General features: G+C 65.3%; 19 protein-coding genes and 1 pseudogene. 9 read left to right on the top strand and 11 right to left on the bottom strand.

Annotation, left to right across the window (positions count from 1 at the left end):
* Positions 1-64: 64 nt before the first annotated feature.
* From BLU88_RS07200 to BLU88_RS07185, 4 genes are all read right to left on the bottom strand, one after another.
* Positions 65-1348 carry an ABC transporter permease gene (locus BLU88_RS07200; protein ID WP_092011821.1) on the bottom strand — a complete coding sequence of 428 codons (1284 nt, stop codon included), beginning with the start codon at positions 1346-1348 and terminating at the stop codon, positions 65-67.
* A 1-nt stretch (position 1349) separates the two neighbouring features.
* Positions 1350-2582, bottom strand: coding sequence for an ABC transporter permease (locus BLU88_RS07195; protein WP_092011818.1), 1233 nt, complete (start codon positions 2580-2582; stop codon positions 1350-1352).
* On the bottom strand, positions 2579-4216 hold the full coding sequence (locus BLU88_RS07190) for an ABC transporter ATP-binding protein (protein WP_092011815.1): 1638 nt from the start codon (positions 4214-4216) through the stop codon (positions 2579-2581). Before BLU88_RS07190 ends, BLU88_RS07195 begins: the two co-directional genes overlap by 4 nt.
* Positions 4217-4290: 74 nt before the next feature.
* A complete protein-coding gene (locus BLU88_RS07185; protein WP_231939667.1) occupies positions 4291-5352 on the bottom strand; it encodes a BMP family lipoprotein in 1062 nt (353 codons plus the stop codon).
* Between the two features lie 338 nt (positions 5353-5690).
* Here BLU88_RS07185 and BLU88_RS07180 point away from each other — a divergent pair, with 338 nt between their 5' ends.
* From BLU88_RS07180 to BLU88_RS07165, 4 genes are all read left to right on the top strand, one after another.
* Positions 5691-7544: an ABC-F family ATP-binding cassette domain-containing protein gene (locus BLU88_RS07180; protein WP_092011812.1), complete on the top strand. Its 1854-nt coding sequence runs from the start codon at positions 5691-5693 to the stop codon at positions 7542-7544.
* An 81-nt stretch (positions 7545-7625) separates the two neighbouring features.
* Complete coding sequence (locus tag BLU88_RS07175; protein WP_092011809.1) at positions 7626-7976, top strand: TraR/DksA family transcriptional regulator; 351 nt, start codon at positions 7626-7628, stop codon at positions 7974-7976.
* A gap of 113 nt (positions 7977-8089) precedes the next feature.
* Positions 8090-9442: an acyltransferase family protein gene (locus BLU88_RS07170; RefSeq protein WP_092011805.1), complete on the top strand. Its 1353-nt coding sequence runs from the start codon at positions 8090-8092 to the stop codon at positions 9440-9442.
* A gap of 170 nt (positions 9443-9612) precedes the next feature.
* The gene (locus BLU88_RS07165; RefSeq protein ID WP_092011800.1) at positions 9613-10662 is read left to right on the top strand and encodes a homocysteine S-methyltransferase family protein; all 1050 of its coding nucleotides are present in this window, start codon (positions 9613-9615) and stop codon (positions 10660-10662) included.
* 170 nt (positions 10663-10832) lie between these two features.
* Here BLU88_RS07165 and BLU88_RS07160 read toward each other — a convergent pair whose 3' ends face one another.
* Together BLU88_RS07160 and gndA are read right to left on the bottom strand one after the other, a co-directional pair.
* Entirely contained in the window at positions 10833-11975 is a 1143-nt protein-coding gene (locus BLU88_RS07160) for an alanine--glyoxylate aminotransferase family protein (RefSeq protein ID WP_092011797.1), read from the bottom strand.
* Positions 11976-12078: 103 nt separating this feature from the next.
* Positions 12079-13521, bottom strand: coding sequence for an NADP-dependent phosphogluconate dehydrogenase (gene gndA, locus BLU88_RS07155; protein ID WP_092011794.1), 1443 nt, complete (start codon positions 13519-13521; stop codon positions 12079-12081).
* Between the two features lie 125 nt (positions 13522-13646).
* Here gndA and BLU88_RS07150 point away from each other — a divergent pair, with 125 nt between their 5' ends.
* On the top strand, positions 13647-14159 hold the full coding sequence (locus tag BLU88_RS07150; RefSeq protein WP_231939666.1) for a gluconokinase: 513 nt from the start codon (positions 13647-13649) through the stop codon (positions 14157-14159).
* Between the two features lie 50 nt (positions 14160-14209).
* On the top strand, positions 14210-15613 hold the full coding sequence (locus BLU88_RS07145; RefSeq protein ID WP_092011791.1) for a GntP family permease: 1404 nt from the start codon (positions 14210-14212) through the stop codon (positions 15611-15613).
* 72 nt (positions 15614-15685) lie between these two features.
* Here the strand turns inward: BLU88_RS07145 and BLU88_RS07140 are convergent, their stop codons facing one another.
* Genes BLU88_RS07140 through rsmA form a run of 3 tightly spaced genes read right to left on the bottom strand, consistent with a single transcriptional unit; the run spans position 15686 to position 18269 of the window.
* Entirely contained in the window at positions 15686-16408 is a 723-nt protein-coding gene (locus tag BLU88_RS07140) for a FadR/GntR family transcriptional regulator (protein WP_231939665.1), read from the bottom strand.
* Positions 16409-16410: 2 nt separating this feature from the next.
* The gene (locus BLU88_RS07135) at positions 16411-17358 is read right to left on the bottom strand and encodes a 4-(cytidine 5'-diphospho)-2-C-methyl-D-erythritol kinase (RefSeq protein WP_092011788.1); all 948 of its coding nucleotides are present in this window, start codon (positions 17356-17358) and stop codon (positions 16411-16413) included.
* Positions 17355-18269, bottom strand: coding sequence for a 16S rRNA (adenine(1518)-N(6)/adenine(1519)-N(6))-dimethyltransferase RsmA (gene rsmA / locus BLU88_RS07130; RefSeq protein ID WP_092011785.1), 915 nt, complete (start codon positions 18267-18269; stop codon positions 17355-17357). The genes BLU88_RS07135 and rsmA overlap by 4 nt, the downstream gene beginning before the upstream one ends.
* Before the next feature lie 114 nt (positions 18270-18383).
* Between rsmA and BLU88_RS07125 the strand changes: the two genes are divergently transcribed.
* The 3 genes and pseudogenes from BLU88_RS07125 (at position 18384) to BLU88_RS07115 (ending at position 21691) form a co-directional block, all read left to right on the top strand.
* Positions 18384-19601, top strand: coding sequence for a class I SAM-dependent methyltransferase (locus BLU88_RS07125; protein WP_092011782.1), 1218 nt, complete (start codon positions 18384-18386; stop codon positions 19599-19601).
* A 71-nt stretch (positions 19602-19672) separates the two neighbouring features.
* Positions 19673-20456, top strand: a pseudogene (locus tag BLU88_RS07120) (sulfurtransferase).
* A 362-nt stretch (positions 20457-20818) separates the two neighbouring features.
* Positions 20819-21691 (top strand): C40 family peptidase, encoded by an 873-nt coding sequence (locus BLU88_RS07115; protein ID WP_092011779.1) that lies wholly within the window; start codon positions 20819-20821, stop codon positions 21689-21691.
* A 224-nt stretch (positions 21692-21915) separates the two neighbouring features.
* On the opposite strand, the gene BLU88_RS18610 is transcribed toward BLU88_RS07115, so the two are convergent.
* Together BLU88_RS18610 and BLU88_RS07110 are read right to left on the bottom strand one after the other, a co-directional pair.
* A complete protein-coding gene (locus BLU88_RS18610) occupies positions 21916-22428 on the bottom strand; it encodes a hypothetical protein (RefSeq protein WP_231939664.1) in 513 nt (170 codons plus the stop codon).
* Positions 22410-23552, bottom strand: a complete 1143-nt coding sequence (locus tag BLU88_RS07110) for a glycoside hydrolase family 3 N-terminal domain-containing protein (protein ID WP_231939663.1) — start codon at positions 23550-23552, stop codon at positions 22410-22412. Before BLU88_RS07110 ends, BLU88_RS18610 begins: the two co-directional genes overlap by 19 nt.
* Positions 23553-23590 lie beyond the last annotated feature (38 nt).

The following is a 23590-nucleotide window of genomic DNA, read 5'->3' as shown; positions in this document are numbered from 1 at the left end:
CTTCCTTCAGGTTGTGACTGCGGGGTATTCGAGGGGCAGTGCTGATCCGTCGCCGAGGCGGGGCTCACTTCACGTAGGGCACACCTTCCGCTGCCGGTGGGCGGACTCGCCCGACGAAGCCGGCGACGGCGAAGACGGTGACGATGTAGGGCAGCATGAGCAGCAGTTCATTGGCCACGGGGGTGCCGATGGACTGCAGAGTGTTGCCGAGGCTCTTGGAGAAGCCGAACAGCAGCGCCGCGAACAGTGCACCCTTCGGGTTCCATTTGCCCAGGATCATCGCGGCCAGGGCGATATAGCCCTGTCCTGCCGACATCTCCTTGCCGAAGGCCAGTCCGGAGCCGACGGTGAAGAAGGCACCGCCGAGGCCGGCGATGGCACCGGCGAGCAGGGTGTTGCGCACGCGGGTGAAGTTGACCTTGATGCCGACGGTGTCAGCGGCCTTCGGGTGCTCGCCGACGGCCCGCATCCGCAGTCCCCACTTCGAACGGAAGACGAAGATCTGCAGGGCGATGACGACGACGTACATAATGTAGACGAGGATGTTCTGGTCGAACAGCACTCGCCCGAGCACCGGAATGTCCGAGAGCAGCGGGATCGGCAGATTCGGCAGCTTCTGGCGGGAGTTCCACAGCCCCGGATCCTGGGTGAGGACCGTCGAGTAGAGGAAGCTCGTGACGCCGACGACGAGGACGTTGAGGACGACGCCGATGATGATCTGGTTGACCCAGTACTTCACCGCGAAGAAGGTGAGCACCACTGCGACCAGGGCACCGGCGACAGGGGCGGCGAGCAGACCCGCGTACGGGTTCTTCACCACGGAGGCGACGACCGCTGCGAGGAACGCGCCAGCCAGCAGCTGGCCTTCGATGGCGATGTTGATGATGCCCGAACGTTCACCGACGAGCCCGCACATGGCGCCGAAGATCAGCGGCACGGACAGTGCCAGCGCTCCGGCGAGCAGCGTGGTCAGCGGGATGACGCCACCGGATCCGCCGCCGGCCCACGCGAGGAAGGACAGGACGAAGACGACGCCGAAGAGCATCGGGAACCAGGAGCCGAGGCTGATGCGCTTGACCGACACATAGATCGACACGGCGGCCATGATGACGAGGATGATTCCCAACGTCAGCCCCGCCGCTGTCGAGGATACGGCGAAGTCGGGGATGGCGAAGAAGTCTCCGCCGGTGGCCACACGGAAGGTCGTCTCACCGTCACGGCCGATGAGGCCGAAGAAGATGAGCGAGACCAGCGCCAGGATCGTATAGACGATCGGGAACTTCCAGGCGATCGGCGCAAGCGCCTTGGCCTGGGTCGAAGGTGTCTTAACCACGGTCTGAGCAGTCATCTCAGTCCTCCTTCCGCTTGAGCACCGGTGTGGGCAGCCGGAAGATCGACCTCACCAGGGGCGGGGCCGCAATGAGCAGCACGATGACGGACTGGACGACGAGGACGATATCGATCGGCGTTCCCGTCTGCGACTGCATGAGGTAGCCACCGGCCTTGAACGCACCGAAGAGCAGTCCCGCGAGGAACGTCCCCAGCGGCTTCGACCGTCCCAGCAGGGCAACGGTGATCGCGTCGAAGCCGATCGATCCGCTGATTCCGCCGGTGAGCTTGTATTCGGTGCCGAGCACCTGTGCGGCACCGCCGAGTCCGGCCAGGGCACCGGCGACGATCATGACGAGGATCGTCACCTTCGACACGGAGATGCCTGCGGTCCGGGCCGCGTGCGGGTTCGCACCGACGGCCTTGAATTCGAAGCCGACCGTCGAGCGCTCGAGCAGCCACCACACGAAGATCGTCGCGAGGATCGCGATGATGAAGCCGAAGTGGAGGCGGAACGGCGGGGGCAAGAGCAGGAACATCTGCGAAGAGTCATCGATGACGCGCGACTGCGGGTTCGCCGAGTTCGTGTGCGTGAACCAGTTCTGCTTGAGCAGATAGCCCAGCGCATAGCCGGCGATCGAGTTGAGCATGATCGTCACGATCACCTCGTTGGCTCCGGTGCGAGCCTTGAGGACACCGGCGATTCCGGCCCAGATCGCACCGCCGATGATGCCGCCGAGGACGGCTAAGAGCATGTGCACGACGGGAGGCAGCGGCAGAGCGTAGCCGAGGAATCCGGCGATGGTCGCGCCGAGGATGACCTGGCCCTGGCCGCCGATGTTGAACAGACCGCAGCGGAAGGCCAGAGCGATGCCGAGACCGGTGAGGATGAGCGGTGTGCCCGAGACCATCGATTCGGTCAGGGGGCGGATGGCGCGTTCGGTGGTGCGGGCCTCCCAGTCGAAGACCGCCCCGCGGAACAGTGCCGAATAGGCGTTGCCGACGGTCTGGAAGAGCGTGGCGAAGAACTCGCCGGGGGCGGCGAAGAAGTTCTCGGCTGCCGCGACGACCTCCGCGTTCGACACGGCGATGAGGATGCCGCCGAACAGGAGGGCGAGCACGATCGCCAACAGCGAGACGAGCCAGGATCCCGACATGATCTGCTGCAGCAGCGTCTGTTCCTTGCCCTCCTCCGCCTCGGGCTCCGGCGGCGGTGCCGCCGAGGGAGCCGCGGGTGAGATATCAGTCGTCATTTGGTCTCCTCCGCCGAGGTGGTGGCTGAGTCGTCGTCCGCGGAATCCGCCGAGGTGGCGGCCGGTTCTGCATCGTCTGCAGGCTTGCCGGCACCCTCGGTGCTCGCCTTGCCTGAAGTTGCTTCGAGGGCTTCGTCGGCGGGAACACCTGCCATCATCAGGCCCAATGCTTCACGGGAGGTCTCGGGGCCCACGATGCCGACGATGCGTCCGGCGTACATCACGGCGATGCGGTCGGCGAGGCCGTAGACCTCGTCGAGTTCAGTCGAGACGATGATGCAGGGGGTGCCGGAATCACGTTCGGCGATGACGCGCTTGTGCACGAATTCGATCGAACCGACGTCGAGTCCGCGGGTGGGCTGGCTGGCGATGAACAGTCGCAGGTCACGCCCGAGCTCCCGGGAGAGCACTACCTTCTGCTGGTTGCCGCCCGAGAGGGTCGCGATCGGGTCGGCCACGCTGCCGAGGCGGATGTCGAACTCGTCCACCTTCTTCTTCGCCTCTTCCGTGATGACCTTCGGTTTGAGGTTGAGGCCCTTGGCATAGGGTTCGCGGTCGTAGACGTCGAGGATCATGTTCTCGCGGATCGCGAACTCCGCGATGATGCCGTCGGTCGACCGATCCTCGGGAACGAATCCGATGCCGGCACCGAGGCGGCCCTTCACGGACTTCCCGACAAGGTTCTTCCCGTCGAGGGTGATCGACCCGAGTCGGGGTTCGGTCAGGCCGATGATCGTCTCGGCCAGTTCCGTCTGACCGTTGCCCTGGACACCGGCGACGGCGAGGATCTCACCGCGACGGACGTCGAAGGACACGTCGTCGACGACGACGTTCTCGGCTTTGTCGAGGACGGTGAGTCCGCGCACCTGGAAGGTGGCATCCCCCGGATCGGCAGCGTCCTTCTCCGTCGTCAGCGACACGGCACGGCCGACCATCTGGCTGGCCAGTTCCGTCTCGGTCGACTCGGGTGAGGCTTCACCGACGATCTTGCCGCGGCGGATGACGGTGATCGCATCGGCGATCGCCCGGACCTCACGAAGTTTGTGGGTGATGAACACGATCGATGTGCCCTGTTCCTTGAGCTGGCGCATGATCGAGATGAGTTCGTCGGTCTCCTGCGGAGTGAGCACGGCCGTGGGCTCGTCGAGGATGAGGATCTCGGCATCCCGGGACAGTGCCTTGATGATCTCCACGCGCTGCTGCGCGCCGACCGGCAGATCTTCGATGAGTGCATCGGGATCGATGTTGAAGTTGAAGCGCGACGAGATCTCCTTGACCTTCTTCCGCGCCTCTTTGATGTCGAGGAGCCCGAGGCTCTTCGTGGGTTCGTAGCCCAGCGCCACGGATTCGGCGACGGTGAACACGGGCACGAGCATGAAGTGCTGGTGGACCATGCCGATTCCCGCGGCCACGGCATCCCCGGGGCCGGAGAACTTCACCGGCTTGTCGTCGATGAGGAGCTCTCCCCCATCGGCGTCGTAGAGTCCGTAGAGGACATTCATCATGGTGGATTTGCCCGCGCCGTTCTCACCCAGCAGGGCGTGGATCTCGCCCGGCTGAATGGTGAGGTCGATGTGGTCATTGGCCACAAACGATCCGAACACCTTGGTCATCCCGCGAAGCTCGAGTTTCACTGCTTCCGGTTCTCCTCACAAACTTGAAAACTGCAGGGCCGAAAGTACTCGGCCCTGCAGTTTAACCGACGAGCTTACTTCGGTGTGCTCTCCGACTCGACGACGAGGCTGCCGTCGACGATCTGCTTCTTCAACTCCTCGACGTCCTTCTTCACGTCTTCGGGAACCTTGTCCTCGAAGTCGTGGTACGGGGCGAGGCCCACGCCTTCGTTCTCGAGCGTGCCGACGTAGGGCTCGTTGGAGAACTTGTCCTCGGTGCCTTCCTTGATGGTGTCCTCAACGGCCTGCGAGATCTTCTTGACCACCGAGGTGAGGATGATGTCGCCGTATTCGGTCGACTCGTAGCCGTCGGAGTCGACCCACACGAGGTTGACGTCTCCGGCTTCCTTCGCGGCCGCTGCGGCACCGAGGCCGACGGGTCCGGCAACGGGCATGATGACGTCAGCGCCCTGGGAGATGAGCTGCTTGGTCAGTTCCTGACCCTGTCCCTGGTTCTCGAAGTCACCGGAGAACGAGCCGTCCTGCTTCTCCTTGTTCCAGCCGAGCAGCTTGACGTCCTTCTTGTTGTCTTCGTTGAACTTCTTGACGCCATCGGCGAAGCCGTCCATGAAGATCGTCACCGACGGAATCTGGATGCCGCCGAAGGTGCCGACCTTGCCGGACTTCGAGGTCGCGGCCGCAACATAGCCGGCCAGGTAAGCGGCCTCTGCGGTGTTGAAGACGACTGCCTTCGCATTGTCGATCGTCACCGGCTTGCCGTCGGCGTCGGAGAACGTGGAGTCGATGAGCGCGAAGTTGAGGTCCGGGTTGGCCTCGGCGGCTTCCTGGATCGTGTCCTCGAGGAGGAATCCGACGCCGAAGGTGAGATTGCAGCCCTGCTGGACCATGTTGTCGACGTTCGGTCCGAAGTCGGAATCGCCCTGGGACTCGGCGAGCTTCTCTTCGATGCCCAGGTTCTTCTTCGCGTTCTCCATTCCCTCACGGCCGGACTGGTTGAACGACTGATCGTCCCAACCTCCGGAGTCGGAGACCATGCAGGCCATGTAGTCCGAGCCGGATCCTCCACCCGAACCGCAAGCCGAGAGGACGAGGGCGGAGGCGGCGATCATCGACACCGCTGAAGCGAGCTTCTTCACGTTTTCTCTTTTCTGATACAGACAGCGCACACGGATGAGGGCCCTGTCTGCCCTTACCGAAAATGTGAAACCACTGGACGAACTGTCATATTTTGATGAGTTTCGGTCAGTCTAATGCACCGAAGTCATTTCGGAAGCTTCGCTAGCACCTCAATCACGGACACCGATATGAAAAAGAAATATTCCGTCATGCGCAGCTGTTCACGTTCCAAAATGCGAACGCAAAGGCCCTCGCCTTTGAGACAATCGGCCGACGAATGTAGTGAGTCGACCGACGTGTGTGCAGCCGCCCGGCAGGCGCAAGAGGCGACCCATCGTGAACTAGGCTAGAGACCGCTATGGCACATCTCCTCGGGGCAGAAGCCCTCCACCTCGAATACCCCACGCGCGTCGTCTTCGACTCGGTCACCCTCGGTGTCGAGTCCGGCGACATGATCGGCATCGTCGGCCGCAATGGCGACGGCAAGTCGAGCCTTCTCGGCATGCTCGCCGGCACCATCGAACCCGATTCCGGGCGGGTGACCTACCGCGGAGGTCTGCGCTTGGGCATGCTCGGCCAACGTGATGACCTCGATGACGAGGCCACCGTCGGCTTCTCTGTCGTCGGTGATGCCGCCGATCACGAATGGGCGGCCGATCCGCAGGCCCGGGACATCATCTCCGGTCTCATCGCCGACCTCGATTGGGATGCGCAGATCTCCTCACTCTCCGGCGGTCAGCGTCGACGGGTGGCCCTGGCGGCTCTCCTCATCGGCGATTGGGACATGCTTATCCTCGACGAGCCGACGAACCATCTCGACGTCGATGGCATCGCGTGGTTGGCCAAACATATCCGCAACCGGTGGCCGAAGAACTCCGGAGCCCTGCTGCTGGTCACCCACGACCGGTGGTTCCTCGACGAAGTGTGCACGAAGACCTGGGAGGTCCATGACCGCATCGTCGAACCCTTCGAAGGCGGATATGCCGCCTATGTCCTCCAGCGAGTCGAACGCGACCGGATCGCCGCCGCCACCGAGGCGAAGCGACAGAATCTCATGCGCAAGGAACTCGCGTGGCTGCGTCGCGGTGCTCCCGCACGGACGTCGAAGCCGAAGTTCCGCATCGAGGCGGCCAACCAGCTCATCGCCGATGTGCCCGAGGTGCGCAATCCGATCGAGCTGAAGAAGATGGCCACCGCCCGTCTGGGCAAGGACGTCGTCGACCTGCTCGACGTGTCCAAGCATTTCGGCGAAACCACGATCCTCGAGGATGTCACATGGCGCATCGGTCCCGGTGAGCGCACCGGAATCCTCGGCCCCAACGGTGCCGGGAAGTCGACCCTCTTAGGTCTCGTCTCCGGAGAGATCGAACCCGATGCCGGGCGGGTCAAGCGCGGCAAAACCGTGCAGATCGGCGTGCTCGACCAGCAGTTCAAGGATCTGGCCCGCATCGCCGATTCGCGCGTGCGAGAAGTGCTGGCCGAATCGAAGACCTCGTTCAACATCGAAGGCAAGGACTTCACTCCGGCTCAGCTGCTCGAACGCCTCGGCTTTGCGAAAGAACATCTCTCCGCCCGAGTCAAGGAACTCTCCGGCGGTCAGAAGCGCAGGCTCCAGCTTCTGCTGCTGCTCATGGCCGAACCCAACGTCATCATCCTCGACGAGCCGACGAACGACGTCGATTCGGACATGCTCACTGCGATGGAGGATCTCCTCGACTCCTGGCCGGGCACCCTCATCGTCGTCTCCCACGACCGGTACCTGCTCGAACGTGTCACCGATCAGCAGTATGCGATCCTCCAGGGTGGACTGCGCCATGTTCCCGGCGGCGTCGAAGAGTACCTTCGACTGCGCGCCGAACAGGAGCGCCGCGGCGGTGCCGGTTCGAATAGGGGCGGCAGTTCGAACGGGGCCTCGGCGGGAGTCGGCGGAAACGGATCCAGTAGGGCCGCCCCGGCGAGCGAGGGATCCGATTCAGCCGCGAAGCTCACCGGTGCGGAAGCACGGGCGGCGAAGAAGGAAGTGTCCTCGATCGAGCGGCGGATGGACAAGCTGAACACTCAGATCGCGAAGAAGCACGAGGAGATGGCCGCCCACGACCAGACCGATTTCGAGGGACTGGCGAAGCTCACGGCTGCAATCCGCGAGTCCCAGGACGAACTTGACGAACTCGAGATGCGCTGGCTCGAGGCGTCCGAGGCATTGGAAGCCTGACCTTGGAGCCCTGAGGACTGGGAGCCAGAGCCTTCAGGGTGACGAGCGGCCACAGAGCCGGACGAACACGAGGAGACGCTGATGATCGACGAAGCGAAGATGCGGGATCTGCTCGAGGCGGAGCGGGCGGAGACGCAGGCGCTCATCAGCCGCCTGACCCAGGGCATCGATGAGGTCTCGGAAGCCCGCGAGGGGGACAACAGCGACGACGAGCACGATCCCGAGGGGGCGACACTCGCCTTCGAACGCTCGCAGGCCGCGACCCTGCTCGAACAGTCCGAGAATCGCCTCGAGGAGATCGCCGAGGCGCATCACCGCCTCGCCGCGGGAACGTTCGGGACCTGCATCGACTGCGGCAGACCCATCGCCGAGACGCGGTTGGAGGCCCGTCCCTACGCGGCGAAATGCGTCGACTGCGCAGCCCGCGGCTAATCGTTTCCATCCCTGTCCGCACGCGCAAGTGCACCATCGCACGCGACCGGGCGACCGCCTCGGCGATGGTGTGATCTTTCCCCAAATCCTGCCGGGTGCGGTAGTGTATCGGCGTGTCAACACGGAACTATCGCATCGACCGCGCCAAGGGAATCCTCATCTTCCTGGTGGTTCTGGGCCACCTCCTCGCCAGGACCTCCCCGTGGGAGTCGCCGATCCTGGGTGCACCGATGTACTTCATCTACATGTTCCATATGCCGGCCTTCGTCTTCCTCGCCGGAATCACGGCGAAGTCGAACAAGCTGGCCGAACGGGTTCTGACCTACTTCGTCCTCCTCGCCACGGTGCTGCCGCTCATGTGGGGGTGGATGTGGCTCTTCGGGCTCAATCCCGACTACGACTTCCTCCGGCCGTTCTGGTACACCTGGTTCCTGCTGTCGATGGCGTGGTGGATGATCACGGTCCCCTTCATCGAGCGCTTCCCACGCACGATGCTCGTCGCTTCTCTGGTCGTCGGTCTCTTCGGCGGACTCCTGCCGATCCTCGACACCGAACTCTCCGCGGCTCGGACGATGGCGTTCTGGCCGTTCTTCGTCATCGGCAAGCTCTACGGCAGGCAGATCATCGACTGGGCGGGCAGCCTCGCGATCTGGCAGAAACTCTGTCTCAGTGCCGCTGCCCTCGCGGCCGTCGGTTATTTCTTCCTCGACCAGGTCGACCACAACTGGCTCTACGGCAGCCTCAACTTCGCCCACTTCGACGTCAGCGTTCCCGAAGGCGTGGGACTGCGACTCATCGTGGACATCGGATCGGTGCTGCTGACACTGGCCCTGTTGTCCTGGCTGAGCAACACGAAGGACACGATCGCGACGATCGGCAAGAACAGCCTCGCCATCTACATCCTCCACGGCTTCGTCGTCCGCGGGCTTCAGCCGGTCCTCGACGACAGCCGCGATGTCCTCCACGACGCCGTCGTCCTGCTCATCTGTGTGGCCCTGGCCGTGGCGTGGACGGGCCTGCTGGCTTGGTCGCCCTTCGAACGCGCTCTGCGCTGGTGGTCCTCGACCATCACGGGTCTGCTGCTCAAGCCGTTCCCGTTCCTGCGACCGGAGGATTCCGACCGTCGCAGCCGGCGTTCGGAAGATCCCTACTTTTCCGGCGACGCTCATCATCCCGGCAATGCCTACAGCGAGGGCGACGGACCGGACCGGCAGGGCCTCGGTCTGCAGCCGCTGCCCGGAGTCGGCTACCAGCACTCCCCCGGCTATGAACAGCAGCCGGGTCAGCAGCAGTCCTTCGCTTCTCCCGCACCGGTTGCGGGGGATCCGTACCCGCTGCCCGGTTCGCACGAGGTTCCGCAGAACAACGCCACCTACGAAACCACTCAGGAAGTTCCCGCCGGCTCCGCCCAGCGGGCAGTGAACTACCGTCGCCTTCCGGTCTACCTCAGCGGCGACAACCGCTGACGTTCGGTTCGCCGCGGCGGTGGCCGCCTCGGCGCGGGACGTGTCATTTCATGGCGATCGGCGTCGATTTATGTCGATGTGACACACCTCGCTCCCCCGGTTGATGGTGTGATACCCGAGTTCGGGCCGCGCGCCCGGGCTCGACCACGTCATCGAATCGGAGAGCATCCATGACCGCGACCAACGCCCTGACCCAACGCCTCGACGCCGGCCCCGTGATCTGCGCGGAAGGCTTCCTGTTCGAACTCGAGAAGCGCGGATACCTGTCCGCCGGCGAGTTCGTCCCCGAGGTGGCCCTCGAATTCCCCGACGCCCTGCGCTCCCTCCACGTCGACTTCCAGCGGGCCGGCTCCGACATCGTCGAGGCCTTCACCTACAACGGACACCGCGAGAAGATGCGCGTGATCGGCAAGGAGGACCTGCTCGAGCCGCTCAACCGCGCCGCCCTGCAGATCGCCCGGTCCGTCGCCGACGCCAAGCCCGGAAACTTCATGGCCGGCAACATCTCGAACTCGAACATCTGGGACCCCGCCGATGAGTCCAAGCAGGCCGAGGTGCGGGCCATGTTCGCCGAGATGGTCGCCTGGGCGGTCGAGGAAGGCGCTGACCTCATCATCGGTGAGACCTTCTACTTTGCCGGTGAGGCGATCGCTGCCGCCGAGATCGCCAAGGCCAGCGGCCTGCCCGTCGTTCTCACTCTCGCGCCTATGGCCTTCCAGCAGATGGCCGACGGGGTCGGGATCGTGGAGACCGCGCAGCGCCTCGAACAGCTCGGCGTCGATGTCGTCGGCCTCAACTGCTTCCGCGGTCCTGCGACGATGCTGCCGTGGCTGAAGGAGATCCGCGCGGCCGTGTCCTGTCACGTCGGCGCCCTGCCGATCCCCTACCGCACCACGGAAGATGAGCCGACGTTCTTCAACCTCTCCGACCCCCGCGCCGAGGTGGCCTCCCCGCACGGACGCACGTTCCCCACCGCTCTCGATCCCCTGCAGACCAACCGCTACGAGATCGGTGCATTCGCCAAGGAGGCCTTCGCCCTGAGCGTCAACTACATCGGCGTGTGCTGCGGCGCGACCCCGATGCACATCCGCGAGGTCGCCGAGGCGGTCGGGCTGACCACCGATGCCAGCCGATTCTCCGAGAACATGGCCAACCACTTCATGTATGGCAGCAACGAACGGCTCGCGGACAACGTCGTCGCCCTCGGAGACACCGCCTGAGCCTCGACCTGAGACTCAGGGAGCATCCCTCACCGGCAGCGCCACCGCATACGGTCAGCGCCATAACCCCTCGCTGCAACGGGAGGTTATGGCGCTGACCGTATGTTGTGCGACTGCGCGGAAGCGTCAGCGCGAGCGGTGCGTGATGCTCACCGACCGTGCTTGAGCCCTCAGGCTTCGGCGGTCACGCCGATCGAGTCGAGAGCGGATTCGAGACGCGCGATCGTGCCGTCGATATCGCCGAGCTTGTCGAGACCGAACAGGCCGATGCGGAAGCTCGAGAAGTCCTCGGGCTCATCGCACTGCAGCGGCACGCCGGCAGCGATCTGGACGCCGACTTCCTTGAAACTGGCGCCCGTGGCGAGCTTCGGGTTGTCGGTGTGGACGACGACCACGCTCGGCGAAGCGAACTCGTCCGAAGCCACCGAGGGCAGTCCGCGCTCGGCAAAGACCGTGCGCACGCGCTCACCGAGTTCGGCCTGCGCTGCGGCGAGCTTGTCGAAGCCGCGCTCCTCGGTCTCGCCCATGAGCTTGGCATTGTGCGCCAAAGCATCGGTGGGCATCGTCGCATGGTACGGCGCACGACCCTCTTCGTATTCGTCGGCGATGAACAGCCACTTCTTCAGGTCCATCGCGAAGCTCGTCGACGTCGAGGCTTCGACGGCGGCGCGGCCGTCCTTGCTGAGCATGACGTAGCCGGCGCAGGGTGAGCCGCTCCATCCCTTCTGCGGAGCGGAGATGAGCACATCGACACCGAGATCGGTCATCGACGCCCACACCGCGCCCGAGGCGATGCAGTCGAGAACGAAGATTCCGCCGACCGAGTGCACGGCTTCGGCGACCTGGCGGACGTAGTCATCGGGCAGGAGCATCCCCGAGGCGGTCTCGACGTGGGGAGCGAACACGACGGCGGGCTTCTCTCGCTCGATGGCGGCGACCACCTCGGCGACGGGGGCCGGCGACCAGGCGGACTGGTGCTCGGAGCTGTCCGGGGCGGCCTTGAGCACGGTCGTCTCCGAGGCGATGGCTCCGGCGTCGAGGATCTGCGACCAGCGGAAGGAGAACAGGCCGTTGCGCACGATCAGCGCCTTCTTGCCGGTGGCCACCTGACGGGCCACGGATTCCATGGCGTAGCTGCCGCCGCCGGGGACGATGGCGACACTGTCGGCATCATAGGCAGAGCGCAGGATCCGGTTGATGTCCTGCATCACGGACACGAACCGCTTCGACATGTGGTTGAGCGATCGGTCGGTGAAGACCACCGAGTATTCGAGCAGTCCGTCTGGGTCAACATCTTCGTGTGGCAAAGTCATGGCTCTAACATATCGACAGTCCGACATTCGGGCCACCACAGTCGATAGGTGAGACCGGAACGACCGTCACCGAGGCGGTCCCGACGGTTCGAGTCCGACCGGATCAGACCTCGACTTCGCTGCGGTCCCCCGACCACCGAGTGTGGAAGACACCGGGACGGTCGGTGCGGGCATAGGTGTGCGAACCGAAGCGGTCGCGCTGGGCCTGAATGAGAGCGGCGCTGCCCGCCTCGGTGCGCAGTCCGTCGAAGTAGGACAGGGTCGAAGCCAGCCCGGGCACGGCGATGCCGTGGCCGATGGCCCGGACCACCGTCGAACGCAGGGATTCCTGGCAGGTCTCGGCGATCTTGCGGACGAAGCCGGCTGCAAGCAGGTTCTCCGGCGGAGTCGGGGTATCGAAGGCCTCGACGATGCGGTCGAGCAGGCGGGCGCGGATGATGCAGCCGGCACGCCAGATTCCGGCGAGTGCGCCGAGGTCGATGTCCCAGTCGTTCTCGCGGGCGCCGACGACGATCTCGTGGAAGCCCTGCACATAGGCCATGACCTTGCCGAGCAGCAGGGCCTTGCCGATCTCAACGATGCGGGTCGCACGGTCGTCCGGAGACAGGGAAGGCGATTCGGCGCCGGGCCGGGGACCGGCCAGGCTGAGTCCCTCGGCACGCAGATCGACGGCGGATGACAGCGAACGGGAGAAGACCGCCTCGGCGATGGTAGGCACCGGAACCCCGAGATCCAGCCCGACCTGCGCCGTCCACGCCCCCGTGCCCTTGGCCTTCGCAGCATCGGCGACGATGTCGACGAATGGCCGGCCCGTCGCCTCATCGACGTGGGCGAGCACATCGGCGGTGATCTCGACGAGGTAGGACTCGAGCTCTCCGGTGTTCCAGTCTGCGAAGACCTCGGCGATCTCGGGCGGTGTCATGCCCAGGCCGTCGCGCAGGAGGGTGAAGGCCTCGCTGATGAGCTGCATATCGGCGTATTCGATGCCGTTGTGGACCATCTTGACGAAGTGCCCGGCCCCGTCGGTGCCGATGTGATCGACGCAGGCCTCGTCTCCGGCCTTCGCCGCGATGGGCTCGAGCAGGGGGCGCAGGCGCTGCCATGCGGCCGGGGACCCGCCGACCATGAGGGACGGTCCGAGCAGGGCGCCGACCTCTCCCCCGGAGATGCCGACCCCGGCGAACTCGATGCCGGTGCCCTCGAGTCGGGCTCCGCGGTCGATCGTGTCGCGGAAGTGGGAGTTGCCGCCGTCGACGATGATGTCACCGGATGCGAACGCCTCGGCGAGGTCGCCGATCGCCGAGTCGGTGGCTCGTCCGGCATTGACCATGAGGATGGCCACTCTCGGTTCGGCAAGCTTCCCGGCCAGGTCGGCCGGATCGGAGGCGACGATGAACTCGGCTTCGGGGAAGTCCGCGGCCAGCTTCTGGGCACGCTCGACGTCGCGGTCATAGACGGCGACTCGGTGGCCAGACTGACGGGCGAGGTTGCGGGCCAGGTTCGAGCCCATCACACCGGTTCCGATCACTGCGACATCGGCCTTCATGAGCATTCCTCTTCCCTGTGATCTGCAGTGTTGACAGTCGCTTCCCACCAGCACTACGGTGCTATAAATCTGTTTTAATAACTGATTATAGATATTTCTTCATATTTTATCGAGAGGTTTCGGTTATGGGGCACAGCCCTTTCCTTCCACCGCTCGTCATCATGGGTGTCTCGGGAACCGGCAAAACCGTCCTCGGCGCGCAGGTGGCGCACGCCCTCGACCGTCGGTTCGTCGACGCCGACGATCTGCACTCCGCAGCGAACAAAGCGAAGATGGGTTCGGGAGTCCCGCTCACGGATGAGGATCGGGCACCGTGGCTCGAGCGCGTCGCCGTCGAAGCCGCACGCACTCCGGCCCCGGTCATCGCCTGCTCCGCCCTCAAACGCTCCTACCGCGATCTGCTGCGCCGGTCCGCACCCTCACTCGTCTTCGTCCACCTCGACGGTCCCCGCGAGGTCATCGCCGACCACCTGGCCCGCCGTGACCATGAGTTCATGTCCCCGGATCTGCTCGATTCGCAGCTGGCGACACTCGAACCGCTCGCCGCCGAGGAGGCTCATGCCACCGTCGACGTCGACCAGTCGATTCCCGACGTTCTCGATGCGATCCTCGAATCCGTGCATCGGATGAGCGCATGATCGCCCTGTCCCCCGTCCGCCCATCCATCTGACCTCAAGGAAGAGGAACTATGAACGAACTCGAATTGGCCTGGACTCTGCCGACTCCGGCCCTGCTGGGAATCGCGGCCGCAGCCATCGCCGTGCTGCTCCTGCTCATCATCAAAGCACGCGTCCATGCCTTCATCGCCCTCGTCATCGTCTCGGTGATCACTGCCCTGGCCGCGGGAATCATGCCCGGCGACCTCATCGACGTCCTCTATGACGGCTTCGGATCCACCCTGGCCAGCGTCGCCCTCCTCGTGGGACTCGGTGCGATGCTCGGGCGGATGCTCGAACTCTCCGGCGGTGCCGAGGTGCTCACCGACGCCCTCATCCGCCTCTTCGGTGAGAAGCGAACGCCCTTCGCCCTCGGAGTGACCTCTCTGCTCTTCGGCTTCCCGATCTTCTTCGATGCCGGACTCGTCGTCATGCTGCCGATCATCTTCACGATCGCACGCCGCCTCGGCGGATCTCTGCTGCTCTACGCGATGCCCGCGGCCATGGCGTTCTCCGCCATGCACATCTTCGTGCCCCCGCACCCCGGACCGGTCGCGGCTTCCGGGCTGCTCGGTGCGAACGTCGGACTCGTCCTCATCTGCGGACTCATCATCGCCATCCCCGCCTGGTACCTCACCGGGTACCTGTTCGGACTCATCATCGGAAAGCGCATCGATGTCGCGGTCCCGACGGTGCTCTCGGCCGGAAAGAACGACTCCTTTGCCGATTTCGCCTCCCGTCCGAAGCTCGGTCACGTCATCTTCCTCCTCGTCCTGCCGCTCGTGCTCATCTTCCTCAACACCGGCCTGAACTTCGCCGGTGAGGCCGGATGGGTCGATGTCGATTCGGTGCTCATCAGCTCCCTACGGCTGCTCGGTGAGACTCCGATCGCCCTGCTCATCACCGTCGTCATCGCCATGTGGCTGCTCGGGTGGAAGCAGAAGAAGGACCAGTCGCTCATCGAGACCGTCGTCGACTCCGCTCTCGGCCCGGTGTGCTCGATCATCCTCATCACCGGTGCCGGCGGAATGTTCGGCGGAGTGCTGCGCGCCAGCGGCATCGGCGATTCTCTGGCCGATTCGCTTTCCGCTCTCGGCCTGCCCGTCATCGTCGCCGGCTTCGTCATCGCCGCGATTGTGCGCGTCGCCCAGGGTTCGGCCACGGTGGCGCTGACGACAGCGGCGGCTCTCGTTCAGCCGATCATCGTCGGCAACCCGGACTTCTCGAGCCTGCAGGTCGTGGCGATCGTGCTGTCGCTGGCCGCCGGTTCGGTCTTCGCAAGCCACGTCAACGACTCGGGTTTCTGGCTCGTCTCACGGTTCTTCGGCATGGATACGAAGACGACGCTGAAGACCTGGACCGTCGCCGAGACGCTGCTGGGCACCGTCGGATTCCTGCTCAGCCTTGCCCTCTACGGAATCGTCAGCCTGTTCTGAAGTCGGGTCCCTGTCGCCCGGGCGCCAGCCGCCCGGGTGCCGGACCACTCGACTGCCCGCGTACTTCGAGCTTCAGTTCCCCGGGCGCCGGGGTTCGTCGGCCCAGACGCTGCCCATCTCCGCATCCGCTTTGGCCACGATCTTCGCCATCGCCTCTCTGGCTCTCTCAGCGTCCTGTCCGCCGATGGCATCGGCGACGTCGAAGTGCCATTGCAGGGCATCCGGGTGCGGGAACTTCGGCATCAGTCCCGCCCCGGTGCGGCCCGCGAGGATCTCACCGATGACGGTGTCGAAGGCGGCGAAGAGCTCATTGCCTCCGGCGCCGAGCACCGCCCGGTGGAACGCCACATCGGCTTCGAGGAACGCTTCGACATCGCCCTGCCTGCCCGAGGACCGCATCCGGGCGGCTAATCCCATGATCTCTTCGGCGGCCTCCGCCGGAGCGTGCTGTGCGGCAAGCCCCGCGGCCTCGGGTTCGATGGCCACCCGCAGCTCGGTCAGCGACCGCAGCTGCCGCGCCGGTGCCTCGGTCATCCTCCAGCGGATGACGAGCGGGTCGAGCAGCATCCATTCGCTCATCGCGAGCACGACGAGACCGACCCGACGGATCGGCTGCAGCATGCCCAATGATTCGAGGACTCGGACGACTTCACGCACCACTGACAGCGACACGTCGTGGCGGGTGCGCAGATCCTCGGCCTTGATGATCGTCCCGGCGGCCAGCCGTCCGGCAACGATGTCCTGTCCGATCTTGTCGCGCAGCGTTTCATGGAGGTTGCCGCGGTTCTCCGCCACGGTCAGCCGCCGTCCACGATATGTGCTCCGGGGGCGGGCCCGGTGGTGCGCAGCGCTTCGTTGACACCGCGCGTGGCCTGCAGGAGCACGGCCAGGTCGAGGGCGTGGTGGGCGTCGCGGGCGAGGAATCCGATCGTCGGTCCTGACCCGCTGAGCAGGGGAAGGACGGCGCCGGCGTCCCGGCCGGCCTCCATCACCTCGGCGATTTCGGGCATGAAGGACACGGCCGCCTCGGTGAGGTCGTTCGCCGCGAATTCCGCGAGCGTGTCCGGTTCGCCGGCGGCGAGCGCCTTGAGCACCTGATCGGGAACGACGGCGGGGGCCGGGTCGGGGTTGAGGTCGTCGAAGCGGGCGTAGACGTCCGGGGTGGGCAGGGGCGACGCCGAGGTGGCCATCACCCAGTGGAAGGTTCCGCGGGTGAGCACGGGGCTCAGCTTCTCCCCGCGGCCGTGGCCGATGGCCGTGCCCCCGCGCAGGAGGAACGCGACATCGGCGCCGACGGCGACCGCGCATTCGTGGACGATCGCATCGTCGACGCCGCCGATGAGGTGGGCGGCTCCGACGAGTGCGGCGGCCGCATCGGCCGATCCCCCGCCCATTCCGCCGGCCACAGGCACCTGCTTGTCGATGACGATGTCGAGGTCGCGCAGCACATCGACGTCACGTTCGCCTTCGAGTGCGGTGATGAGGAGGTCGACGGCGCGCCTGGCGAAGTTCGATTCGTCGCGCGGGACCGCGGCATCCGCGTACCGGCCCTGGACGATGATCGAGCGTGTTCCGCCCGGAATGAGGGTGAGGGTCTCGCCGAGGTTGAGCGCCTGGAACACGGTTGCGAGCTCGTGATATCCGTCGTTCGCCGCACCCACACCGAGGTGGATGTTGATCTTCCCCGGCGCCTGCACTCTCACCGGGGCCGGGATAGTCGTTGGCGGGTGCAGCGGGGTGGTCATGGCGAGGGATCCTCGGCGACCGGTGCAGAGGGTTCGACGGCGGCGAGGCGTTCGAAGTCGGCGACGGTGAGTGCTTCGCCGCGGATCTTCGGGTCGATTCCGGCCGCCGTCAGCAGGTCTTCGGACTGCTGCGGGCCGCCGGCCCATCCGGACAGGGCGGCACGCAGGGTCTTGCGGCGTTGGGCGAAGGCGGCGTCGATGAGGGCGAAGAGGCGGGTGCGGACAGCCGGATCGCGTTCGGTGCGGGTGACGTCGATGCGCACGAGTCCGGAGTCGATATTCGGGGCCGGCCAGAACACGTTCTTGCCGATCTTTCCCGCCAGCGCCACGCCTCCGTACCACTGGGCTTTGACGCTGGGGACTCCGTAGGTGCGGGAGCCGGGAGCGGCGGCAAGTCGTTCGGCGACTTCGAGCTGGACCATGACGAGGACGGTCTTCAGGCTCGGGAAGGTCTCGAGGAAGTGCAGCAGCACGGGCACGGCCACGTTGTAGGGCAGGTTCGCCACGAGCGCATCGGGCTGATTCTCTCCAGCGTCAGGAGTGCCGGCCGCGGCTTCGGTGGTGTGCTGCAGCGTGGGCAGTTCGGTGACGCGCAGCGCATCGGCGTTGACGAGCTGGAACGGCGCGTCGTCACCGGCGAACTTCTCGACTGTGCTCGGCAGCTTCTGCGCGAGCACTTCGTCGATTTCGACCGCGGTGACTGAATGACCGGCCTCGAGCAGACCGAGGGTGAGCGAACCGAGTCCCGGACCGACCTCGACGACGTTCGAGTTCTCCTCAAGGCCTGCGGCGGTGACGATCGAGCGCACGGTATTGGGGTCGATGACGAAGTTCTGGCCCTTCTGCTTCGTCGGGCGCAGACCGATGTCAGCGGCTAGTTCGCGGATATCGCGGGCGGTCAATAACGTCACAGCCAACAACTTACCGCAACGCTCGGCTCGCACAATCACCGCAGCGGCCCGGCGGTTCGGCCGGTCCAGCCCGGAGAGGGGACTGCCTCACGGCGCAGACGATAGGGTGAAGCCATGGATCCGCAGACACTGACCGAACTGCTCGACGTCGCCGTCCTCGACCGGCTCGACCGCATCGACGACCTCGAAGGCGATGAGCTCGCCCGGTCAGCGGCCCTGCGGAAGGAGGGCTTTTCCGCCGAGGTGACTGCGGCCCTGCTCACTCAGGCCCGGCTGCGGCAGGAGGCAGCAGCGAAGCTCGGACCTTTCGCCGAGGATATGCTCTTCACCCGCGACGGATTGGCCCAGGCCACGCGGCTGCCTGTCGCCGCTCATCACGGCCGTCGCCTCATCGGGGACGTAGCCGAGGACGAGTCCTTCCGCATCGCCGACCTCGGGTGTGGGATCGGCGCAGATTCGGTCGCCTTCGCCGGAATGGGTGCGCTGGTCTCGGCCGTCGACGCCGACGAAGTCACCGCCGCCATCGCCGCCTTCAACCTCCGACATCTGCCCGATGCCGCCGTCGAACACGCTCGCGCCGAGGATGTCGACTTAGATGGATTCGATGCTCTCTGGTTCGATCCGGCCCGGCGGACCATCGGCAAGGCCGACAAGCGCGGATCGACCGCACGCATCACCGACCCCGAGGCCTTCTCCCCCTCTCTGTCGTGGGTGGTCGAGAAGGCGAGCGAAGCGAAGGCTGCCGGGGTGAAGCTCGGCCCGGCACTCGACCACGACCTCATCCCCGAGGACGCCGAAGCCCAGTGGGTCTCCCACAACGGTGAGGTCGTCGAAGTCTGCCTCTACTTCGGTGCGGCCAGGCAGCGTCCCGGACGCGGCGCCCTCGTCATGGGCCAACGCACGCTCCTCATCCACGAGGACAACCTGCCCGACGAGGACGAGGCGGACATCGGTGAGCTCGGAAAGTATCTGCTCGAACCCGATGGTGCGATCGTGCGTGCAGGACTCGTCGCGGCACTGTGCCCACCGCTGCAGGCGCGTCGACTGCATCCGAAGATCGCGTATCTGACCACCGATGTCGAACCGAACGGGCCGGCGTCGGCAGGAGTCACTGCTTACGAGGTCGTCGGCGTTCTGCCCGCGAAGATCCCGAGCCTGCGCAAAGAGCTCGTTGCCCGCGGAATCGGCTCGGTCGTGATCAAGAAACGCGGTGCCGACGTCGTTCCCGACCAGGTTCGCCGCCAACTCAAGCTGCCCAAGGGCGACAAAGCCACGCTCGTGTTCACCCGCCTCGGCGAGAAGCACGTCGTCCTGCTCACCCAACCGGTGTGACCCCACCCAAGAAGGAGATCGAATTGACCCGCTTCGACTTTCTCATCAGCGCCGATGAACTGCTCGACCGCATGGCCGACATCCCCGCACCGAGGTTGCTCGACGTCCGCTGGACCCTGCCGAAGCCCGATGGCCGCGAGGACTTCGCAGCCGGGCATATCCCCGGTGCCCTCTATGTCGACCTCGACACCGAGCTCGCCGACCACGGCAGCACCGACCCCACGGCCGGCCGACACCCGCTGCCGAGCCCCGAAGCCTTCCAAGAGACGGTGCGATCCTGGGCATCGACAGCGACACTGAGGTAGTGGTCTACGACGACAATTCCTCTCTCGGCGCGGCACGCGCCTGGTGGCTGCTGCGCTGGGCCGGACTGCGCGCGCGAGTCCTCGACGGCGGACTCGCCGCTTTCCGTGAGGCCGGCGGGACGATAGAGACCGGAGACTCCCCGAGGTGGCACCCAGTGACGTAGAGATCAGCCCGGGGCTGCTCCCTGTCATCGATGCCGAGGCGGCGGCCGGCTTCGACGGAGTCCTGCTCGATGCCCGCGCCGGTGAGCGCTTCCGCGGAGAGTCCGAACCGCTCGATGCTCAGGCTGGGCATATTCCCGGGGCGAAGAATGCTCCGGCTACGGACAATGTCCCTGCGGGGGCCTTCCTGCCCGAGGCCATTCTGCGTGAACGCTTCGAGGAGCTGGGCGCCCTCGATGGGCCTGTGGGTGTGTACTGCGGGTCGGGAGTCACCGCCTGCCACAATGCTCTGGCGCTCGCGACCCTCGGAGTCGAAGCCAGCCTCTACCCCGCGAGCTGGTCCGGCTGGTCATCGGATCCCGACCGCCCTGTCGAGACCGGAGCCTGACGCTCACGTCACCTCCACACGATCGCGATCCCGAGCCGTCGGCATTCTTGGGTCGATCCGCGGTGGTTCGGTCGTGAAATCGCCGCGGATCGACCCATGAATCGTCCTCCGCGATTGTCACGAAACGTTATTCAAGGGAGACGAAACGTTATTCAAGGGCGAGACTGCGCGCTGAATCACAGACGCAATCCGACTGAATCCGGACCTCTCCAGCAACCCTCTTGCCATCAGTGGCCCTGTGACCAGGGATTATGCTCAGAGAGTTGCCCGAAGATCCTTTTGTAACAAAAACGTGACAGAAGATCACGAATTCGTTACAGTGAAGGACATCGTCATACCCAGACAGGCAACGAGAGGAAATCGTGGCATCTAAGCAGCACGGCCGCCGCGCCGCGAACGCCAAGGCCAAGACACCACTGACTACGCTGAGCGAACTGCTCGCCTCGAACTCCGGCGCATTCGGCCGCCGTGCCGCAGTCGTCGCTGCCAGCGGCGGACTGCTCACCGCAGCGGTTCTTCCCGCAGCGGGCCAGGGAGCCGGCGACGAGGCGAAGGTCGCAGCCGAGTCCGAGAAGCAGGCACCCGTCGAGTTCGAGAACCAGACACCGGTCATCGATGCCGGCGGTTCATCGAAGAAGGGCGATCAGAAGTCTGAAGTCACCGTCGATACTGACGTCGTCACGGCCGAGGCCGCCCCCAAGCCGAAGCCCAAACCGAAGCCTGAGCCGAAGGAAGAGCCGGAGACGACCGTCGCAGAGCCGGCACCTGCCGAAGAGCCGGAGGAGGAGCCGAGCGAGTCCTCGGACAATGACTCCGACAGCCCGGACGCGGGCTCGAAGGATGAGAGTCCGAAGAAGGATACCGGCGGCTCCGACGACTCGGGCCCGATCGACGGGTCCAAGGCCGAGCAGGTCCTCGGCTGGGCCGAGAAGGGCGTCGGTACCCCGTACGTCTTCGGCGGAACGTCGCAGAGCGGCTGGGACTGCTCCGGCTACACCTCCTGGGTCTACAGCCACGTCGGCGTCGATCTGCCCCGTCAGTCGGGAGCTCAGAAGGAATCCGGAACGGTCGTGTCCGAGTCAGAGGCGAAGCCCGGCGACCTCATCTGGCGCCCAGGACACGTCGGCATCTACGCCGGCGACGGACAGATGTACGATGCCGGTTCGCCCGGATCCGGTACATCGAAGCGCAGCTACAGCTGGATGGGCGACGTCACCTTCATCCGCGTCCTCTGAGGCCCACCCAATATCAAGCACACAGTAAGCCCCTCGTCGGCACTGCGCCGGCGAGGGGCTCTCCGCATCCGGGCAGGAAGAGCTCCGTGAGCATCCGCTGCTCGTCCGCAGTTTTCGCTTCGAGTCCGACGTCTGGATCACAGGAGCGAGTTCCGGACGATATGTGCGGGATTTTCGCTTGTTTTCCGGCACGCATCGTCCGGAACTCACAGAGTCGGCCGTGCTCACCCGCAGTCGGGAGCTTTGTCGCTGCCGTCGTATTCCGCGGGCAGCCGGCCTGATGCCTCGAGGTCACCTTTCAGCCACTTCGCCACGGCTCGCAGCGCGTAGGGGTTCGAATCGTAGGCGGTCACCGCGGACTTCGCCGAGGTGCTGCGCATCGTCCACGGTGCAGCGGTGCCCACGGCCACCTCGGCGGAAGTCGACGGGCTCAGGCTCACGGATGTTCCGCCAGATCCGACGGTGAGGTCCTCGGCTTCGGCTGCTTCCTTCAGCGCCGCTTTCTCCTTGTCGCTGCCGCCGACGATCGAGATCGAATCCGTGCCAGTGAAGGAGCATTCGCCCTTGAGCACGGTGAGTGACTTTTCAGCGACTTTCGTGAGGACCTTCTTCGGGTCCTTCGCATCCGAGTCACCGGCCTGCACGCTCTTCTGCGCTTCGGCGGTGGCCAGCTGGGCTGCGACGACGCGTTCGGACTTCTCGACGAGGTCCTTCTTCTTCAGGGTCCCGTCCCCCATCGCCTTGACGATGGCCTTCTGCGCCGCAGCGGAGTTCGGGGCATGAGTGCGATATCGGCTCCGGCGGCGAGCGCCTTGACGGTCTCTCCGCCGTTGAGGTTCTGCGGCACAGCCTTCATGTTCAGCGCATCCGTGGTGATGACGCCGTCATAGTCGAGGGTCTCCCGCAGCGCCGAATACGCCTTCTTGTTGAGCGTCGCGGGTGTCGTCTTCGCATCGGGCAGCCCGATGTGGCCCATCATCACCATCGGCACTCCGGCCTTGACCGCGGATTGGAAGGGCAGGAGATCCGAGTCCTCCATCTCCTCAATTGACTTCTCTGACACCGGCACGCTCTCGTGCGAATCCACACCGAGGCGGCCGTGTCCCGGGAAATGCTTCGCCGAACTCGACACCCCGCCGGAGCGGTATCCTTCGACGGCGTCGGCGACGACTTCGGCGACGTCCTCATGATCGGTGCCGCCCGAGCGGACGTTGATCGCTTTGTCTTTCGGTCCGACCGTGACGTCGGAGTCCGGGGCGAAGTCGATGGTGAAGCCCAGATCTGTGAGGTTCTTCCCCTGCACGGTCGTGGCGTCGGTGATGAGGTCGGAGTCGTCGGTGGCGGCCAGGCCCATGAGCGGTGGGAACGGCAGCGCGGCCGAACTCAGCCGAGACACCGGTCCGCCTTCCTGGTCGACGCCGATCGACACCGGCTGTCCCTTCGTCCGCGCCCCGGAGATCTGACCAGTCAGTTCCGTGACCTGGTCCTTCGTCGGGTTCTCCGACAGGTTGTAGCCCATGACGATGACCCCGCCGAGGTGGTTCTGCTGGACCATGTCCACCGGGGTCTGCGTGTCCGTGCCGTCCCAGGTGCCGATGATGAGGGAACCGGCGAGTTCCTCGTCGGAGAAGCCTGCGACGATGTCAGCGGCTTCCTCCTTGAAGTCGGCCGGATCGGCGTCGGCGGGGTCATCCAGGGACGACTCGGTCTGGGCTTCAGACTGCGCTTGGGTCTCAGAACCCGAATCGGCGGAGGACTTCTGTCCGGCCGTGGAGGATTCGGGCGTCGACGCTCCGCCGGAACAGCCGACGAGCGCGAGAGTCGTGGTCAGGGCCAGGAGGCTCAGGCGAGATCGCAACATGCCTCCATGCTAAACGTTCTCGCCTGCGCACCGCCTGT

The organism is Brevibacterium siliguriense, from assembly GCF_900105315.1.
Taxonomy (GTDB): Bacteria; Actinomycetota; Actinomycetes; order Actinomycetales; family Brevibacteriaceae; genus Brevibacterium; species Brevibacterium siliguriense.
The sequence above is the reverse complement of the archived record's forward strand: the minus strand, read 5'-3'. Positions and strand labels throughout refer to the sequence as shown.

Coding starts and splice junctions, on each gene's coding strand:
- BLU88_RS07145 (WP_092011791.1), top strand. CDS start 14,210: ATGAACGAACTCGAATTGGCCTGGACTCTGCCGACTCCGGCCCTGCTG.
- BLU88_RS07160 (WP_092011797.1), bottom strand. CDS start 11,975: ATGACTTTGCCACACGAAGATGTTGACCCAGACGGACTGCTCGAATAC.
- BLU88_RS07195 (WP_092011818.1), bottom strand. CDS start 2,582: ATGACGACTGATATCTCACCCGCGGCTCCCTCGGCGGCACCGCCGCCG.
- BLU88_RS07175 (WP_092011809.1), top strand. CDS start 7,626: ATGATCGACGAAGCGAAGATGCGGGATCTGCTCGAGGCGGAGCGGGCG.
- gndA (WP_092011794.1), bottom strand. CDS start 13,521: ATGAAGGCCGATGTCGCAGTGATCGGAACCGGTGTGATGGGCTCGAAC.
- BLU88_RS07165 (WP_092011800.1), top strand. CDS start 9,613: ATGACCGCGACCAACGCCCTGACCCAACGCCTCGACGCCGGCCCCGTG.
- BLU88_RS07125 (WP_092011782.1), top strand. CDS start 18,384: ATGGATCCGCAGACACTGACCGAACTGCTCGACGTCGCCGTCCTCGAC.
- BLU88_RS07110 (WP_231939663.1), bottom strand. CDS start 23,552: ATGTTGCGATCTCGCCTGAGCCTCCTGGCCCTGACCACGACTCTCGCG.
- BLU88_RS07180 (WP_092011812.1), top strand. CDS start 5,691: ATGGCACATCTCCTCGGGGCAGAAGCCCTCCACCTCGAATACCCCACG.
- BLU88_RS18610 (WP_231939664.1), bottom strand. CDS start 22,428: ATGGGGGACGGGACCCTGAAGAAGAAGGACCTCGTCGAGAAGTCCGAA.
- BLU88_RS07150 (WP_231939666.1), top strand. CDS start 13,647: ATGGGGCACAGCCCTTTCCTTCCACCGCTCGTCATCATGGGTGTCTCG.
- BLU88_RS07135 (WP_092011788.1), bottom strand. CDS start 17,358: ATGACCACCCCGCTGCACCCGCCAACGACTATCCCGGCCCCGGTGAGA.
- BLU88_RS07200 (WP_092011821.1), bottom strand. CDS start 1,348: ATGACTGCTCAGACCGTGGTTAAGACACCTTCGACCCAGGCCAAGGCG.